This is a genomic window from Gilliamella sp. B2923, from assembly GCF_026536565.1.
Lineage (GTDB): Bacteria > Pseudomonadota > Gammaproteobacteria > Enterobacterales > Orbaceae > Gilliamella.
On the sequence record NZ_JAFNNZ010000004.1, the window covers coordinates 170,372 to 188,439 of the forward strand.

The window sequence follows — 18,068 nt, forward strand, 5'->3', positions numbered from 1 at the left end:
TGCGTAATTGTGATGAATGTAAAAAATGAACCTTATAAAGTTGTATTGTTATTTAATGCTAATAATATTTACGATCGTCAAATCTTAAAAGGTATTGGTGATTTTTTAAAGTCACACCATATTCATTGGAATATTTATATCTCTGAAACGCTGCGTTATGACACGACCACCTCTTTTCGTTTTGACTGCGATGGGATTATTGCTAATTTTGATGATCCGGAAATTGCCGATTTGCTTAAACATGTTCAAATTCCAATAATTGGGGTGGGTAGCTCTTATCATGGTACATCGAGCTATCCTAATGTGCCTTATGTTGCTGCTGATAATTTTGCCATTATTGAAAGTGCATTTAATCACTTGTGCGCTAAGGGGATTAGTCAATTTGCCTTTTACGGTTTGCCTTCTAACCGATATTGTCGTTGGGCTGGGGTGCGAGAAGACATTTTTAAGCAAATTTTAGCCCAAAAGGGGTATGAAGGGTTTATTTATCAAGGCATGTCTACTTCGCTTGATAATTGGCAAGAAGGCTTAGATAAGCTCTCTAAATGGTTGCTCTCTTTGCCGATTAATACCGGTATTATTGCCGTCAATGATGCCAGAGCACACCATATTTTACAGGCGTGTGATAGAGCAGGCATAAAAATACCGGAAGAGTTATGTCTAATTGGTATTGATAATGAGGAAGTCATCAATGATTTATCAATGGTATCGTTATCGACCGTTAAGCAAGGTACGGAAGAGATGGGATTTAATGCGGCAAACTTGCTCCAAAAACGCTTTATGAAAGGTAACGTGCCGGTGAGTCCTTTACTTATAGCTCCTAAAAAAGTGATTGCCAGACGTTCGACAGATTATCGATCGATTCAAGATCCCTATGTTATCCAAGCCATTCACTATATTCGAGATCATGCCTGTAAAGGAATTAAAGTGGAGCAAGTAATTTCACAAATGCAGATATCACGCTCTAATTTGGAAATTCGATTTAAATCGTCATTAGGTAAAACCATTCATGCCGTTATTCATGAAGAAAAATTTAATCAGGCTAAATACCTTCTGCTTGAGTCATCCTTATCCATTCAAACCATTTCTCAGCAATGTGGTTATCCGTCAGTTCAGTATTTCTATTTTCTGTTTAAGAAACGTTATGGTATGACCCCTAAAGATTTTAGACGGCAATTTACCACACTTAAGTCGGCGCCACTTTAACGTCATGAATAATAGGTAACATAAACAAAAAGGAAAAAGCTTAAATAATATTTTTCCTTTTCCTTTTTGATGCGTTTATTTGTCAACTGAACGAATTAAAAGTATGGCCGTGCCGCCAATCATGGCAAACACAAAAGAGACAATAAAAATAGCTGAAAAGTCCCAAAAAAGGATCACATATGCGGTAATAATTGGTGCAATTGCTTGAGTTATTGTGTTACCGAGATTATAGAACCCTAAAAAAAAGGCTACTTGATTCTTATCGGGGATGACTTGTAAATTCAATAAATTGTCGAGTGAATTCCATATTCCCATGCCGATTCCTGCGGAAAATGCATAAATTAACACGCCTATTTGATTTGGGCATAGCAATAAGCTTAATGCACCAATGCCTAATAAGAGGGTAGATAACCCAACCGGTAGTTTGAGCACTTTTAATTTATCGCAGATTGGACCGGCAATAAATCCCATTAAAATGCCAAAAATTAACATAATTAAATTAAGGAGCTGGATGGCATTTTCTGTTTCAGATGGATTGCATTGTATAAAATCGGTCAAAATAAACAGTATGCAACCGATGATAGTAAAGTTACTGATGCCTTGAAAAAGTTTCCCAATTAATGCCAAATAATAGTCTCGCCCGATTTCCCATTTGGGAAAGATATCCAATGTATCTTGGAATTTTTTATCGCTTTTGGATAATTTGTTTTCCCTCGTTTGGTTAAGGTTTGAAGGCTCTTTTACAATCAATACCGACAGTAATACGCCAATGAATGTAATAATACCAAAAACGATAAAGCCAAATCGAAAGTTGCCTAGAAACATCGCAGCAAGTATTGTAAAACCGTTGTTACCTAACGCCATACCTAGTCCGCCATAAGCGCTCGAGGCCGTGCCTTTTCTCTCTTCAGCGGCAAAGTCTATCCAGGCTACCATAGGAGCAACAATAAAGTTTAAAGCAACTTGGCCGAGTAACCAACTACACAACAAAAAAGGAATACTGTTGGCCATTGAAGCTAATATCATGGATAACATAAAGGCGACAGCGCCGGCTACAATCCAAGGTGAGCGATTACCGAATTTGGAGCGTGTTCGATCCGATAAATAGCCTGCAAGCATATTTGACATCGCCGCAGCTATCATACCACTAGAAGAAAATAGCGCTAATAATTGGAACTTACTGTTTTCATCAATTTGTTGAATTAGCGCCGGTAAAAAGAGACTTGATGCGGCAATATAGGGACCTAACCACGATGCCGGGCCGATAATTAGTCCGGGAATAAGTCGAGTTAATGGAATTGTTGTTTTCATAATACTTTACCTAAAATATTAACCATTGTTGATCACGTAGTAATAATCAAAATCGGCATAAGATTGATGTTGGTAGCTATCGACAGCTGCAATAAAATTAAATAAGCCGGTAAATCCACCTATTTCCCCCGGTTCGCCATTGACGCCTTCATCCGATAAATAAAGGACATCTAGCGCTTGCATAATTGGCATCCATGCGTCATCGAGTCGGTAAAGTAGCGCAACCTTGCCATGTTGGTAGGATAATTTTAGTTCCACAACTCCGTTTGGGATAGCAATACGGTGATTGACATATTCGATTCTGGTACCCAGTTTTGCTTGTAGTAGGGTTAAAACCGGGGTCTTGAGATGTTCACTATAAGTTAAATGTAAATAGAGCCAATTATTTGAGTCATAATAAAGACCAACACCGGCGGTTTGTGAGTAGTGTTCCGGGTGGAATTCAACTTTAGTTTGAACGTAATAGTCAAACGAAGTAGCCCGAGTTGCCATAATCGACGGCGCCACTTGAGAAAATAGCGAGTTTCGCCCATATATTCGCAAATGACTATGGCGTTCATGGGTATTCACCCATTGGCTGGATTGATGTTGATAAGGCGTCATAAACGCTAATTGATAGCCATGATCGAACTCGTCAATCACGTCATGACTTATTTCGTCCTCAAGTGGTAGGGCAGAATCAAATTCCATTTTGGCTAAATTAGAGCCGTCTGCCATGACAAGCCAACCGTTATCAGTCCACTGCATTTTTTGGATTGAGGTTTCTCGACCAAGCGGATTGAGTAGTGTGTCTTTTATTGGTCTGGACATCAGATGAGCAATATACCAATCGCCGTTTTGGCTCTCAACAAGTGAGCCGTGTCCCGCTTTTTGCATCAGTGAATTAGGATTGAACATTTCAAAATGGCCGGCATCGGGATCGCCTAATGAAAATAGATGATTAGGTGAGGAGGTGACAATCGGCTCACCGGACGGGTGGGGCTGATAAGGGCCATAAATATCTTTAGCTCGACCGATTTCAATACCGTGCGCATAGCCCGTACCACCGGCAGCTATTATCAAATAATAGTTATCAAGCCTTTTATAAATCTGCGGCGCTTCAGCGCAACCTCGAGTTGTAAAACCTTGCGTTAGCCGATGCCACGGGCTGACGAGCTTTCCTTCAGCAAGATCGACTTGAGCAATAACAATATGCCCTGGTGCTTGATAACCTTGTCGGGTTTCCCACTCTAAAATGGTTAAATAATGTTTACCGTCATCATCATGAAACAGCGCCGGATCGAAACCGATAGAGGTAAGATAAATTGGCGCTGACCAAGGCCCTTTAATATCCTCAGCGCAAATGGCATAAGTGTCAGCATTAAACTCTCGCCCGGCCATGTTTTTCATATGCGAGTATATTAGCCAAAATTTTTTATTTATCGAATCATAAGACAAATGCGGCGCCCAGACACCGGCGGGGGTATTTGTTCCGGATAAATTGACCTCACCATGTTTAAATACATAATCAATGAGTTGCCAATTAGCGAGGTCTTTTGATTGAAAAATTTGAATGATTGGATTCCAATGAAAAGTAGATGAGGCGATATAGTAAGTATCGTTAACACGAATGATTGACGGATCAGGAGACATGCCCGGTATCACCGGATTTTTTATTTTAGGCATTTTTATTTTCTCTTAATGTTAGATTATGGATAAAAATACTTATCAAAAAAATAAGTTTTAAGGTTGTTTAGTCCAATATAATTTATCTATGCCTGTATTGTTATTATCAAATTTGATTTCAAATTTATGAAATCTTATTAATGAGATATGTGTCACACTCTGAGTAATAAAATTTTCCTATTCAATTAACATAATTAGAAAAAGAGGGGTTAGCCTAACAAATCATCTATTGGCTAATGCGTGTTATTTTTAGAAAGCCAAAGATAAATAAAGATAAATAGTGATAAATTGTTTAATATCGTTAAGAAGGCAAAGAAAGCAAAGAAAGCAAAAAGGGCAGGGTAACAGGTGCAGAACACCCTAACAGGGTATTCTGCAAGTCATAATTATGACATCAATGGTTTAAGTTGCTGATAAATATCTCTAAAAGTAGTGCGTTGTTGCTGATAATATTGGTAGAGATTGCGATCGGGCTGATGCGTTTGAACAATTGGCAATGGCGCAAGCAGTTCGCTTATCGCCGTATTGGGATGACAAGCGATTTGCGCCAGTTTTGCTGCCCCTAATGCCGGACCCACTTCGCTACCTTCACAATATTCAATGCGATAACCAGAAACATCGCTCAGCAATTGTCGCCAATAACGGCTGCGGGCTCCGCCACCAATGACCAAAATTTTATCGGGTGTGACGCCAGTTTGATGAACTGCATCGATGCCGTCGGCAAGGGCATAGCTAACCCCCAGTAATACCGCTTTTGCCAGATCGACTTTGTTGTGTTGATAAGTTAAGCCAAAAAATACACCTTTAGCTTCGGGATTATTGTGAGGTGTTCTTTCACCGGATAAATACGGTAAAAAATAGACCGAAGGTTTGTCATCGATCGGTTGCGCCTCAATTAGAGTCAGTAAGGTTGGCACATCTTCAATGTCCAGTAACTGACACGCCCAATCGAGGCAAGAAGCACAGCTCAACATTACCGACATTAGGTGCCAGCGGTTGGGTAAGGCATGGCAAAAACTGTGAATGGCTTGCTCGGGGTTGCTAATAAACTGATCGGTCACGGCAAAATAGACGCCGGAAGTACCCAATGAGAGCATCGCTTGCCCCGATTGATGTAAACCTACCCCAACCGCACCGGCTGCGTTATCACCACCGCCAGCAATCACCGCAATCTGATTAATGCCCCAACGTTTAGCGATTTCATCGGTCACATAACCGGTGATCTGATTGCCTTCAAATAGCGTTGGCATATGGTGTCGTGTTAAGCCACAGGCTTTTAGTAGTTCATCATTCCAATCACGCTTTCTTACATCAAGCCACATGGTGCCGGCTGAATCGGACATATCTGAAGCAAATTGATTGGTTATTTTAAAACGCAAATAATCTTTAGGGAGCAATACTTTATCGATCTGAGCAAAGATGTCCGGTTCATGCTGTTGTACCCATTTAATTTTAGGGGCGGTAAAACCTGCCATCATTAAATTACCGGTAATTTGGCGGGAAGTGGGCACCTGTTGTTCTAGTTGGTGGCACTGAATATCACAGCGCCCGTCATTCCAAAGTATTGCAGGTCTTAATACTTGTGATTGTTGATTGAGTAATACCGCACCATGCATTTGACCACTTAAACCTATGGCTTTTACCGATTGTAAATTATGTTGCTCACTAAGCTCACGCATTGCCGTATCGGTTGCTTGCCACCACTGCTCCGGATCTTGCTCTGACCATAATGGATGTGGGCGGGACACGGTGAGTGGTTTGGTTAATGTTGTGACAATATGTTGTTGTTCATCCATTAAAATCACTTTGACACCCGAAGTGCCTAAATCAATACCAATATACATACTCTTCTCCATTTTACTGCTGACTACCAAGGTTAACGATACCGTTAACCTGATTAGTTTACAACCAACAATTAGCTTAGCCAAAGATTAATCGATTAACTCGATTTTCTAACTTCTCTTGTTCACCACTGCAAGGTTTTGGTTGTAGATTATTGGCCAAACTATACTGCGCAATGTCTTGTAGCGTCATCTTGCCTTGTAGGATTTGTTGTCCTAAGTTTTCGTCCCAAGCGGCATATCGTTGCGTGACTTTTTGCTCAAGAACGTTATCTTCTATTATTTTCGCTGCGCACTTCAATGATAATGCCATGGTATCGATTGCGCCAATATGCCCGTAAAATACATCATATTTATCAACACTTTGACGACGAATTTTGGCATCAAAATTAAGTCCACCGGTTTTAAAACCGCCACTTTTGAGAATTTCGTACATGACAAGGCTATTTTCTTCTACACTATTTGGGAATTGATCGGTATCCCAACCTAGTTGCGGATCGCCTCGGTTAGCATCAAGTGAGCCAAAGATATCAAGTGCGATAGCTGAGGCAACCTCATGTTGGAATGAGTGACCAGCTAGTGTTGCATGGTTAGCTTCGATATTAACTTTAATCTCTTTTTCTAAGCCAAATTGTTTTAAAAAGCCATAAATGGTTGTGACATCATAATCATATTGATGTTTGGTAGGCTCTTGCGGTTTTGGCTCAATCAGTAATGCGCCTTTAAAACCGATTTTATATTTGTTTTCAACCACCAGTTGCATAAACTTGCCAAGCTGTTCACGCTCTTTTCTCAGATCAGTATTTAACAGTGTTTCGTATCCTTCACGTCCGCCCCAAAGGACATAATTTTGCCCACCTAATTGATGTGTTGCATTCATGGCGTGGACAACTTGTGTGGCAGCACAGGCAAATACTTGCGGATCGGGATTAGTGGCGGCGCCGGCAGCATATTTAGGATTGGTAAAGCAGTTGGCGGTGCCCCAAAGTAAGTTAACGCCGGTTTGTTGCTGTTTAGCCAGTAAAATATCAGTCATGATTGCTAAATTATTGATATATTCTTGGATTGAATTGCCTTCGGGTGCGACATCAACATCATGAAAAGCATAAAAAGGCACATTCATTTTATAAAAGAACTCAAAGGCTATATCGGCTTTCGCTTTTGCATTAGCTAATGGATCTGAGCCAGTTTGCCATGGATAGTGAAATGCGCCTGAGCCAAACATATCTGTCCCAGCCCAACAAAAAGTGTGCCAATAACAAATTGATAAGCGTAGATGTTCCGCCATGGTTTTACCCAAAATGATTTGGTTGGGATTATAGTGCCTGAATGCAAAAGGATTGTCTGTTTGTGTGCCTTCGTAGTTGATGCGTTCTATTTTGTCGTAATAATGACTCATAATTTACCTCTAAATTCGGTTAATACATGGTTGATTAATCGTTGTTTTTTTTAAGCCATTTTTAGATAGACTATCAATGGCTTAAGTGCTGTCATCAATATGCATGAATTTTTAACGCAACAACAATTATTAAATTTTGTACTATTTTTATGTTTTTTGGTTTTTGTGATGTAGATCAAACTCTATTGGTGAATTATTGGAATTGGAGATGAGCTGATGAGTGCAGAGCCTTGTTATGGCATGATGAAGATAATTGAAATAGCGGAAAATAAATTGGCAATCAGACAAAACCACCTCTACCGCTGAGCACGGTAGAAGTAGTATTCAGCCATTAATGGTGATCAATAAAAATAAATTTCAGTGCAAATAACACGGCAAAAATAATGACACATAGGTTTAACTCTTTAAATTTACCGGTGAAGGTTTTTAATACCACATAAGAGATAAAACCGAGCGCCACACCTTCGGTGATAGCAAAGGCAAACGGCATCATTAAAGCAGTAATAAAAGCCGGTGTCGCATCGGTTAAATCTGACCAGTTAACTTTAACCAAACTTGATACCATTAAAATACCGACAAATATCAGGGCGCCAGAAGTAGCGTAACTTGGTACTAAGTGAGCTAATGGCGATAGGAATGTCATCATTAAAAATAAAATGCCGACAACCACAGCGGTTAAACCGGTGCGACCACCAACTGAAATACCCGCCGAGCTTTCAATGTAGGTTAAAACTGAAGAGGTACCAAATAGTCCGCCAAGTGACGAGCTGAAACTATCGATTAATAACGCTTGACGCATTTTAGGGAAACGCCCTTTTTCATCACAAATACCTGCTTTATCGGTGAGTGCCAAAATTGTGCCGGATGAATCAAATAAGCTGACAATCATTATTGAAAAGATAACGCCCATAATGCCCACATTTAGAGAACCGGCCAGATCGACATGACCAACAACACTGGTAACACTAGGTGGTACTGAAGCAATGCCTTGATAGGTGATATTAGGGTCAAGCCAAAGTGCCAATAGTGTGACTACAAAGATTGAAATTAGCACGGCAGCATGAAAGTTGCGAGCGGCTAAAATAATAATGATGAAAAAGCCTAATGAACCAAGTAATACTTTTAGCGATAAAATATTACCTAAGGTTAAGAGTGTTGCAGGCGAGCTAACTACAATGCCCATATTTTGAAAGCCCATAAACGCAATAAATAGTCCGATACCTGCACTGATACCGACTCGTAAACATTGCGGAATATGCTCAATTAGCCAATGGCGCACTTTAAATAACGATAATGCAAAAAAGACTAACGATCCCCAAAAGATTGCCCCCATACCAACTTGCCATGAGTAGCCCATTGCGCCACAAATACCATAGGCAAAAAATACATTAAGCCCCATAGCCGGTGCTAGTGCGATAGGTAAGTTTGCAAATAAGCCCATTAAAATGGTTGCAAACGCAGTAACAACACAAGTTAACACAAATACGGCTGAGGTATCCATGCCGGTTGCCGATAAAATGGAAGGATTGACAAAGATAATATAGACCATAGTAAGGAAGGTGGTGCATCCAGCAATAATTTCGGTACCAATGGTGGTTTTCTTTTCTTTCAATTGAAATATTTTTTCGAATATTGAATTCATAAGTTAAGGCCCAATTTTGGTTATTAAGAATGATTGTTTATCTAATATGTTGCTGTTATTTTTACCCGCATCAGTGACAGATAAAAATAGAAAAGATGTCGCGAGACAGCGCGACATCTTACAATAAACAGATATCTCACTGCGTTATTATTGCTAGTTATTCAGTTTGGTCAAGCGTTATTCTAAAGGTTTGCGATTAACGATTCGAAGATTAGTAACTATGGGACTATCATTTTCGACCTGCTTTCAATTATTTGAAGGTGATGTTTTGATTCTATTTGAAATGGTGTTTTTGGCGATATTTTTATCTTATGTTTCAATATTGAGTGGTAGCTAAATCGATTTGCTGATGTTGGCTTTCTCGGTTAAGCGCACCTAGGGTAACTAGTTTGATGAAGTCATCAATAGGGTTTTGCTACTAGCAAACTTTGTATCTTGTTTTGACGAGGCAGGATAAATTTTACTTTTTAGCTCACCTTAGTGAGCTAAAAAGGTGGTGAAAGTGCTTAACCTAAATCGAGTTTGTTTAAGGTAATTTTCACTTTCAAAATCCGGTGACTTTCGATCTGTGCAATTTCAAAAAGATAATCACCAATTTGCATGGTTTCACCCACTTCGAGTAGATGCTGGGCTTTTTCCATTAATAATCCGGCTAAGGTGTGATATTCACGTTTATCATCAATTGGAATGGGTACAAATCGGACTAGTTCCTCGACCGGGATATAGCCATTGGCAATCCATGTATGGTCTTCAAGGCATTGAATGTCATGTTTGGCATCAATTTCCTCTTCTTCCGTCGGAAAATCACCGGCAATGGTTTCAATGATATCGGTGACCGAGACCACCCCTTGCATTGAACCAAATTCATCGACAACAAAAGCAAAATGGGTTTTCGCCTTTTTAAATTGCTCTAACGCAACCAGTAAAGAGACCGTTTCAGGAAAAATGAGCGGCTGTTTGATCAGTGATGCAATATCAATAGGCTCTTTGTTTTGGATGACGTCTTTTAAAAGATCGTTAACTTGTATGATACCCAAAGGCTCATCAATCGAATCGTTATCGGTGACCACCAAACGAGAGTGAGGATTGTCGAAGATCTCTTTTAGTATCACTTCACGGTCATCATTAATATTGACCATATCGACATTTAATCGTGAGGTCATAATACTACTGACTGAACGTTGAGCTAATCCTAACACACGTTCTACCATGCTAAGCTCTTGATCATTAAAAACCGACTCTTTTTTGTTGTTATCAGAATCATCATCTATCGAGCTGTTATCTGAATCTTCTTCAGTATCACCTTTTAATAAGTGTAAAATCGCTTCGGCAGTCCGTTCCCGCAATGGTTTTTTGTTGAGTGCTTTTTTACGGTTAAAGATTGCCAATTGATTGAAGAACTCTATCATTATTGAGAAGCCAATAGCAGCATATAAATAGCCTTTTGGTATGGCAAAGCCAAATCCTTCTGCCACCAGACTAAAACCAATCATTAATAAAAAGCTTAAACAAAGAATAACAATGGTTGGATGGGAATTAACAAAATAAGCCAGCGGTTTACTGGCAACCATCATGATGCAAATTGCAATACACACCGCAATTATCATAACCGGAATATTTTCAACCATGCCAACGGCGGTAATGACTGAATCGAGCGAGAATACCGCATCAAGTACTACAATTTGTGCCACGACTGTCCAAAAGTGCGAGGTCTTTTTTGGCTTACCGTCTTGATGAGAGGCGCCTTCTAACCGCTCATTAAGCTCCATTGTCGCTTTGAACAGTAAAAATATCCCACCGATAAGCATAATCAATTGACGAGCATTAAAACTGATACCGGAGAGTGAAAACAGTGGGGTCGTTAAGGTGACTAACCAACCGGTAAACATTAATAGCACAATTCGCGTAATTAAAGCGAAAGCAAGGCCTGTGACGCGTGCTTTATCTCGTTGGTTGGGAGGAAGTTTCTCGGCAAGGATGGCAATAAAAACAATGTTATCTATACCAAGGACGATTTCAAGTACAACCAGAGTGGATAAACCAATCCAGATTGTAGGATCCATGATCCATTCCATATGTCAGGTGATTACCTCTAATAAACACAGCACATGCTGCCCGATAATTCTGTCTGTAATTGGCTAAATAATCAATAAAATATTTGTAATTTTTAATTATTTTGACAAGAAGTTTCAGAAAATACCCATGTTTTAGTATAAAAACAGCTTATCTATTATTTAAAAAAGACACCAAATCCAAAGCTATTGCTCAGCATCAATTACACTAAATCGTTCGCTATTTGTTAATGATAAAAATCACCATTAAATTAGTTTTCAATAGTATTGATAATCGTTTGACAAGAAGTTTCAGAAAACACCTATGTTTAAGTATAAAAAAGTTTATTTATTATTTAAAAGAAACCAAACCAAATCGATTACCCAACATCAATTACACTAAATCGTTCGCTATTTGTTAATGATAAAAATCACTATTAAATGAGTTTTCAATAGTATTGATTATCGTTTGACAAGAAGTTTCAGAAAACACCTATGTTTTAGTATAAAATTAACTTCGCCAGAAGGTTGGGGTAAATAAAACCAGGAGTGTGAAGATCTCCAGTCGGCCAAATAACATATCCACCACCATTACCCATTTCACAGGATCGCTGACATTGGCAAAATTATCGCTAACGCTACCAAGACCGACGCCTAAATTATTGAGAGATGAAGCGACAATATAAAATGAGTCCGTTGCATCAATACCGGTTGCCATAATAATAAAAAGGCTGACTAAAAATACCAGCGCATAGGCAGAAAAGAATCCCCAAACCGATTCAATAATGCGTTCAGGTACTACCCGATTATTGAGTTTTAAGGTGTAAATGGCATTAGGGTGAATAAGGCGTTTTAGTTCTCGCGATCCTTGCATGAATAACAGCAGCACCCGTACCACTTTTAAACCACCACCGGTTGAACCGGCACAACCGCCAATAAATGAAGCACAAAGTAAAAATAGCGGTAATGAGGAAGGCCAGGTATTGATATCATCAACAGAAAAGCCAGCGGTTGCGGAGATAGACACCACTTGCAAGACAATTTTATCAATGCTCAGTCGATGTGGCTTATAGAAAAAGATAACAAAAGCGCAGATAGCAATGAGTATCAGCAAAATAAAAAGAAACGTTCTGAACTCTTGATCACGCCAGTAAACCTTGAGTGAAAACCCATTAAAGGCGGCAAAGTGGAGAGCGAAGTTACAGCCGGATAAAATAAGGAAAATAGTAACGATATAGTTAATTGTCGCACTATTAAAGTAAGCAAGGTTATCATCGTGGGTGGAAAATCCGCCCATAGAAATGGTTGAAAAGCTATGGGATATAGCGTCAAAAACATTCATGCCTGCAAACCATAAGCTTACGGCACATAATGTGGTCAGTAGGATATAAATAGACCACAGCGTTTTGGCTGTTTCGGCAATACGTGGGCGCATTTTACTGTCTTTTTGTGGTCCGGGAATTTCAGCACGATATAGCTGCATGCCACCGACCCCTAATAATGGTAATATGGCAACAGCTAACACGATAATACCCATACCACCGAGCCACTGGAGTAATTGCCGATAAAACAGTAGTGCTTTAGGTAAGTGATCGAGTTTGACAATGGTTGTTGCGCCAGTTGTGGTTAAACCGGAAAACGATTCAAAAAACGCAGTACTTAAATTGAGATTGATATGATTGTCAAAAATAAAAGGGAAAGCGCCAATCGTCCCTAACACTAACCAAAACAGGACAACAACAAAAAAACCTTCTCGGGTATTGAGCTCATGGCGATGATTACGATTAGGCCACCATAATAGGCAACCGAGTATCAAAGCTGCAAAAAATGAACGAACAAAAATCGCACCAGCGCCGTCACGATAAATTAATGCCACTAGAGCCGGCAGTAACATAAAGACTGACAGTAGTGCAATAAGTAGACCGATAATTCGAATAATTGAGCGCCAATGCATCATTGTTTTAATCTCTATTTAAATCCACGAGATGCTTTTATCAGATCATAAGCAGCTTGAATTTCTTGAGCTCGCTTTTTGGCTGCTTCAAGCATCGCTTTGGGTAAACCTTTTGAGACTAATTTATCCGGGTGATGTTCGTTCATTAATTTACGATACGCTCTTTTAATTACGGCTATTTCGGCATTCGGTTCAATGCCTAACGTTTTATAAGCGTTTTGTAAATCGGACTGCGCCGAACGTCCCTGATAACCACCATAATTATTGCTTTGTTGATATTGATTTTGCTGATCATAATAATTTTCTTGACGAAAATGATAACTGCCCATCATCATTTGAATATACATTGCCATTTGTCGGCGTGGAATGTTGAATTCATCAGCAACAATAAATAAGATTTGTGACTCTTTTTCGTCTAAAGTGCCATCGTTCAAGGCTGCTTGTATCAGTTGTTCACAAAAGATATTAAGTACATTTCGTCGATAACGGTATTGCGTATATAACTCCCGTAAGCGTGATCTAAGTGGGTAATCACTTGCTTTGCCTCGATTGAATGACTCTTGCGCCAGTTGACGGCTGTTATTATCAAGCTGCAATCTGTCCATAAATTGGCGAGCAAGGTTGATGTCATCTTGGGTGACTACACCTTTAGATTTACTTAAATGACCCAATACTTCAAATACAACTGTCAAGTATAGGGTTGGATTGGCTTGGGTTCTTTGTTCAGTCAATTTATTACAGAATGCTTGATATAGCATTGGGCCAACAAAAAAACCGAACACATAGCCCCAACCTGATTTGAGTATACTGCTTAATATAACACCAGTAATAATAGCCCAAATTAAAGACATATTATTCGTTCACCTCTATTTTATCTATCTTTTGCAGTCCGCGAGGAAGAGACGTCCCTTTACGTGCTCGCTCTGCTCTAAATTTTTCTAAATCAGCCGGATAAAGTGTCAGTTTGCGTTTACCAACATATAGGGTTATCGACGTTTCCGGCGTAATTAACTGCAAATAAGCTAGGCTATCGTCAGCCCCGGACAGGGAGATTATTTTATTCCCTTTGCCTTTCGCCAGTTCCGGCAGATCTTTTACTGGGAATATTAGCATCCGACCAGCTTTAGAAATCGATAACAATAAGCTATCTTCATTGGTGATCTCAACTGGATCAAGCACATTTGCGTTATTTGATAGGTTGATAATCGCTTTACCGTTTCGGTTACGGGTTACTAAATCACTAAACTGACAAATAAACCCATAGCCGGCACTTGAGGCCAGTAAGAATTTCTGATTATCATTGGCTGACATAAGTACTTTTTCAACGGTAGCACCTGCCGGCAATGCCAGTTTACCGGTAAGTGGCTCGCCTTGACCACGTGCCGATGGCAAGGTGTTTGGCTCTACAGCGTAACTACGGCCGGTTGAGTCAATAAATACAACCGGTTGATTACTCTTACCTTTGGCTGCTGCCTTAAAGCTGTCGCCGGCTTTATAACTTAACCCGACAGGATCGATATCGTGGCCTTTTGCCGCTCTTACCCAACCCATTTCAGATAAGACAATGGTAACCGGTTCTGACGGTGTTAATTCTTGTTCGGTAATTGCTTTAGCTTCGCTACGTTCAACAATTGGCGAACGGCGATCATCGCCATATTTTTCCGCATCTTGTTGTAACTCTTTTTTGATAAGGTTACTGAGTTTTCTTGGCGAAGATAACAGTGCTTGCAGTTGATCACGCTCTTTTGCCAGCTCACTTTGCTCACCTTTGATACGCATCTCTTCTAATTTGGCTAAATGGCGAAGTTTTAACTCTAAGATCGCTTCAGACTGGATTTCACTTAAATCGAAACGGCGCATCAGTTCGGCTTTGGGATCATCCTGATAGCGAATAATTTCAATCACTTCATCAATATTTAAAAATGCAATAAGTAGACCGTCTAAAATATGAAGGCGCTTTAACACCTTGTCTAAACGATAGTTTAAACGTCTGGTTACGGTATTGCGGCGATAGGCTAACCATTCGGTTAAGATCTCAACTAAACCTTTAACCGACGGGCGATTGTCTAGCCCAATCATGTTCATATTGACCCGGTAGCTTTTTTCCAGATCGGTGGTGGCAAATAGGTGGTTCATTACCTGTTCTAAATCAACACGATTTGAACGGGGCACAATGACCAGTCGAGTTGGGTTTTCATGATCCGATTCATCCCGTAAATCTTCAATTAACGGTAATTTTTTGGCTCGCATTTGCGCAGCAATCTGCTCAAGAATTTTGGCACCGGATACTTGATGCGGTAAATCGGTGATGACGATGTCGCCGTCTTCTTTTTTCCACACCGCTCGCATTCGAATGGAGCCTCGACCTGTTTTATAGATTTTTTCAATATCTTGTGGTGGGGTAATGATTTCCGCTTCAGTAGGGAAGTCCGGCCCTTGTATGTGAGCCATTACTTCAGTTAAAGTCGCATTTGGATTATCTGCTAACATAATAGCAGCGTTTGCCACTTCACGGATATTATGTGGTGGTATGTCCGTTGCCATACCGACGGCAATACCGGTGGTGCCATTTAATAAGATATTGGGTAATCTTGCCGGTAACATTTTCGGCTCTTGTAACGTTCCGTCAAAGTTAGGCGTATAATCAACAGTACCTTGCCCAAGCTCGCCTAATAGTAATTCAGCATATTTCGATAGGCGTGATTCGGTATACCGCATGGCGGCAAAGGATTTTGGATCGTCCGGCGCCCCCCAGTTACCTTGACCGTCTACTAATGGATAACGGTAGGAAAATGGCTGTGCCATAAGTACCATTGCTTCATAACAGGCGCTATCCCCATGTGGGTGATATTTACCTAATACGTCACCGACTGTACGAGCAGATTTTTTAAATTTAGCCTGAGCATTAAGCCCCAATTCAGACATGGCATAAACAATACGGCGTTGCACAGGTTTTAAACCGTCACCGATAAACGGCAGTGCACGATCCATAATGACATACATTGAGTAGTTTAAATATGCGCTCTCTGTAAAAGTACGTAGCGACTGAACCTCTACTCCGTCATGAGTTATCTCACTCATTATTGTTCCTCTAAATCATTCTTTATGTTAGACATCAAGTTGGACTTGATCACCTTTTTCTTGCAACCATTCACGGCGATCTTCTGAACGCTTTTTAGCAAGTAACATATCCATTAACGCCATCGTTTCTTCTGAATTATCCAATGATAATTGTACTAAACGGCGAGTATTGGGATCCATGGTGGTTTCACGTAATTGTAGTGGATTCATTTCACCAAGACCTTTAAAACGTTGGACATTCGGTTTGCCTTTTTTCCGTTTTAGTTGATCTAAAATCCCTTCTTTTTCTTCTTCATCTAAGGCGTAATGCACTTCTTTACCCAGATCGATTCGATATAGTGGTGGCATAGCAACAAAGACATGCCCATGTTCAACCATGGCTTTAAAATGACGCACAAATAGCGCACAAAGAAGTGTAGCGATATGTAAACCGTCAGAATCGGCATCGGCTAATATACAAATTTTACCATATCGTAATTGGCTTAAATCATCACTATCCGGGTCAATGCCTATGGCAACGGAGATATCGTGGATCTCTTGTGAGCCTAATACTTCGTCTGATGAGACTTCCCAAGTATTTAAAATTTTACCTTTTAGCGGCATTATCGCTTGATATTCCCGATCGCGTGCTTGTTTAGCTGAACCGCCCGCAGAATCCCCTTCCACTAAAAACAGTTCTGTTCGGCTCAAATCTTGTGATGAGCAGTCGGCAAGTTTGCCCGGAAGCGCCGGACCACTGGTCAATTTTTTACGGATAACTTTTTTTGAGGCTCTAAGCCGTTTTTGTGCGCTTGAAATCACCATTTCAGCCAGTAATTCAGCGACTTGTACATGTTGATTTAGCCAAAGGCTAAAGGCATCTTTAACAATGGCTGAAACAAAAGCCGCACTTTGTCGTGATGATAAACGTTCTTTGGTTTGCCCGGCAAACTGGGGCTCTTGCATTTTTACTGATAATACATAAGCACAGCGTTCCCAAATATCATCGGCAGTGAGTTTTAAGCCTCGTGGTAACAGGTTGCGAAATTCACAAAATTCTCGCATTGCATCAAGTAGTCCTTGACGTAGACCATTAACATGGGTACCACCTTGCACTGTTGGGATTAAGTTAACATAGCTTTCCGTTAACAGCTCGCCACCTTCCGGCAACCAAAGTAGTGCCCATTCAACCGCTTCGGTGTCGCCAGTATGGCTTCCTGTGAAAGGCTCTTGAGGTAGTAGCGTGTAACCACTAACGGACTCCATGAGATAATCTTTTAAGCCATCTTGATAACACCAGCGTTGTTCGGTGTTGTTGATTTTATCTTTAAAGATAATCTCCAGTCCCGGGCAAAGCACCGCTTTAGCTTTAAGCAGATGAGATAAACGAGGCACCGAAAATCTTGGCGAATCAAAATATTTTTCGTCTGGCCAAAAATGGACTTTAGTACCGGTATTACGGCGACCACAAGTACCAATGACGTGCAAATCTTCCACTTTATCGCCATTTTCAAAAGCGATTTGGTACACTTGTCCGTCACGGTTAACCGTAACTTCAACGCGTTTTGATAAGGCATTAACCACCGAGATACCCACACCGTGAAGTCCACCGGAAAATTGGTAATTTTTATTCGAAAATTTACCACCAGCGTGCAAACGGCAGAGTAATAACTCAATTGCCGGCACACCCTCTTCGGGGTGAATATCAACCGGCATGCCACGTCCATCATCAATCACTTCCAATGAATTATCTTCATAAAGCGTGACTTTAACTTGACGAGCATGGCCTGCTATTGCTTCATCGACACTGTTATCAATAACTTCTTGCCCTAAATGATTTGGGCGAGCTGTGTCAGTATACATACCCGGACGATGACGAACGGGATCGAGTCCTTTAAGGACTTCAATATCAACGGCGTTATAAGTGGATTGTGACATA

11 protein-coding genes are annotated in these 18,068 nt (G+C 40.3%); 1 reads left to right on the forward strand and 10 read right to left on the reverse strand.

The features are described from left to right. Positions 1-12: 12 nt before the first annotated feature. Complete coding sequence (locus J3U42_RS06690) at positions 13-1,206, forward strand: XylR family transcriptional regulator (protein WP_267336022.1); 1,194 nt, start codon at positions 13-15, stop codon at positions 1,204-1,206. A gap of 75 nt (positions 1,207-1,281) precedes the next feature. On the opposite strand, the gene J3U42_RS06695 is transcribed toward J3U42_RS06690, so the two are convergent. The 10 genes from J3U42_RS06695 to parE form a co-directional block, all read right to left on the reverse strand. Further along, complete coding sequence (locus tag J3U42_RS06695) at positions 1,282-2,517, reverse strand: MFS transporter (RefSeq protein WP_267336023.1); 1,236 nt, start codon at positions 2,515-2,517, stop codon at positions 1,282-1,284. 18 nt (positions 2,518-2,535) lie between these two features. Then, entirely contained in the window at positions 2,536-4,182 is a 1,647-nt protein-coding gene (locus J3U42_RS06700) for a family 43 glycosylhydrolase (RefSeq protein ID WP_267336024.1), read from the reverse strand. A 386-nt stretch (positions 4,183-4,568) separates the two neighbouring features. Next, positions 4,569-6,026 (reverse strand): xylulokinase, encoded by a 1,458-nt coding sequence (gene xylB, locus J3U42_RS06705; RefSeq protein WP_220218320.1) that lies wholly within the window; start codon positions 6,024-6,026, stop codon positions 4,569-4,571. 76 nt (positions 6,027-6,102) lie between these two features. Next, positions 6,103-7,422, reverse strand: a complete 1,320-nt coding sequence (xylA, locus tag J3U42_RS06710) for a xylose isomerase (RefSeq protein ID WP_267336025.1) — start codon at positions 7,420-7,422, stop codon at positions 6,103-6,105. A 331-nt stretch (positions 7,423-7,753) separates the two neighbouring features. Beyond that, complete coding sequence (locus J3U42_RS06715) at positions 7,754-9,064, reverse strand: NCS2 family permease (protein WP_220218318.1); 1,311 nt, start codon at positions 9,062-9,064, stop codon at positions 7,754-7,756. A 506-nt stretch (positions 9,065-9,570) separates the two neighbouring features. Further along, positions 9,571-11,139 (reverse strand): TerC family protein, encoded by a 1,569-nt coding sequence (locus J3U42_RS06720; protein ID WP_366518726.1) that lies wholly within the window; start codon positions 11,137-11,139, stop codon positions 9,571-9,573. Between the two features lie 487 nt (positions 11,140-11,626). After that, positions 11,627-13,069: a TrkH family potassium uptake protein gene (locus tag J3U42_RS06725; RefSeq protein ID WP_220219663.1), complete on the reverse strand. Its 1,443-nt coding sequence runs from the start codon at positions 13,067-13,069 to the stop codon at positions 11,627-11,629. 14 nt (positions 13,070-13,083) lie between these two features. Beyond that, positions 13,084-13,920: a co-chaperone DjlA gene (gene djlA, locus J3U42_RS06730; RefSeq protein ID WP_220218316.1), complete on the reverse strand. Its 837-nt coding sequence runs from the start codon at positions 13,918-13,920 to the stop codon at positions 13,084-13,086. A 1-nt stretch (position 13,921) separates the two neighbouring features. Further along, positions 13,922-16,150, reverse strand: coding sequence for a DNA topoisomerase IV subunit A (parC, locus tag J3U42_RS06735; protein WP_267336026.1), 2,229 nt, complete (start codon positions 16,148-16,150; stop codon positions 13,922-13,924). 27 nt (positions 16,151-16,177) lie between these two features. Further along, positions 16,178-18,067: a DNA topoisomerase IV subunit B gene (gene parE, locus J3U42_RS06740; protein ID WP_220218314.1), complete on the reverse strand. Its 1,890-nt coding sequence runs from the start codon at positions 18,065-18,067 to the stop codon at positions 16,178-16,180. Position 18,068: the final 1 nt, after the last annotated feature.

Coding starts and splice junctions, on each gene's coding strand:
- xylA (WP_267336025.1), bottom strand. CDS start 7,422: ATGAGTCATTATTACGACAAAATAGAACGCATCAACTACGAAGGCACA.
- J3U42_RS06700 (WP_267336024.1), bottom strand. CDS start 4,182: ATGCCTAAAATAAAAAATCCGGTGATACCGGGCATGTCTCCTGATCCG.
- parC (WP_267336026.1), bottom strand. CDS start 16,150: ATGAGTGAGATAACTCATGACGGAGTAGAGGTTCAGTCGCTACGTACT.
- J3U42_RS06715 (WP_220218318.1), bottom strand. CDS start 9,064: ATGAATTCAATATTCGAAAAAATATTTCAATTGAAAGAAAAGAAAACC.
- djlA (WP_220218316.1), bottom strand. CDS start 13,920: ATGTCTTTAATTTGGGCTATTATTACTGGTGTTATATTAAGCAGTATA.
- xylB (WP_220218320.1), bottom strand. CDS start 6,026: ATGTATATTGGTATTGATTTAGGCACTTCGGGTGTCAAAGTGATTTTA.
- J3U42_RS06725 (WP_220219663.1), bottom strand. CDS start 13,069: ATGCATTGGCGCTCAATTATTCGAATTATCGGTCTACTTATTGCACTA.
- J3U42_RS06695 (WP_267336023.1), bottom strand. CDS start 2,517: ATGAAAACAACAATTCCATTAACTCGACTTATTCCCGGACTAATTATC.
- parE (WP_220218314.1), bottom strand. CDS start 18,067: ATGTCACAATCCACTTATAACGCCGTTGATATTGAAGTCCTTAAAGGA.
- J3U42_RS06690 (WP_267336022.1), top strand. CDS start 13: ATGAATGTAAAAAATGAACCTTATAAAGTTGTATTGTTATTTAATGCT.
- J3U42_RS06720 (WP_366518726.1), bottom strand. CDS start 11,139: ATGGAATGGATCATGGATCCTACAATCTGGATTGGTTTATCCACTCTG.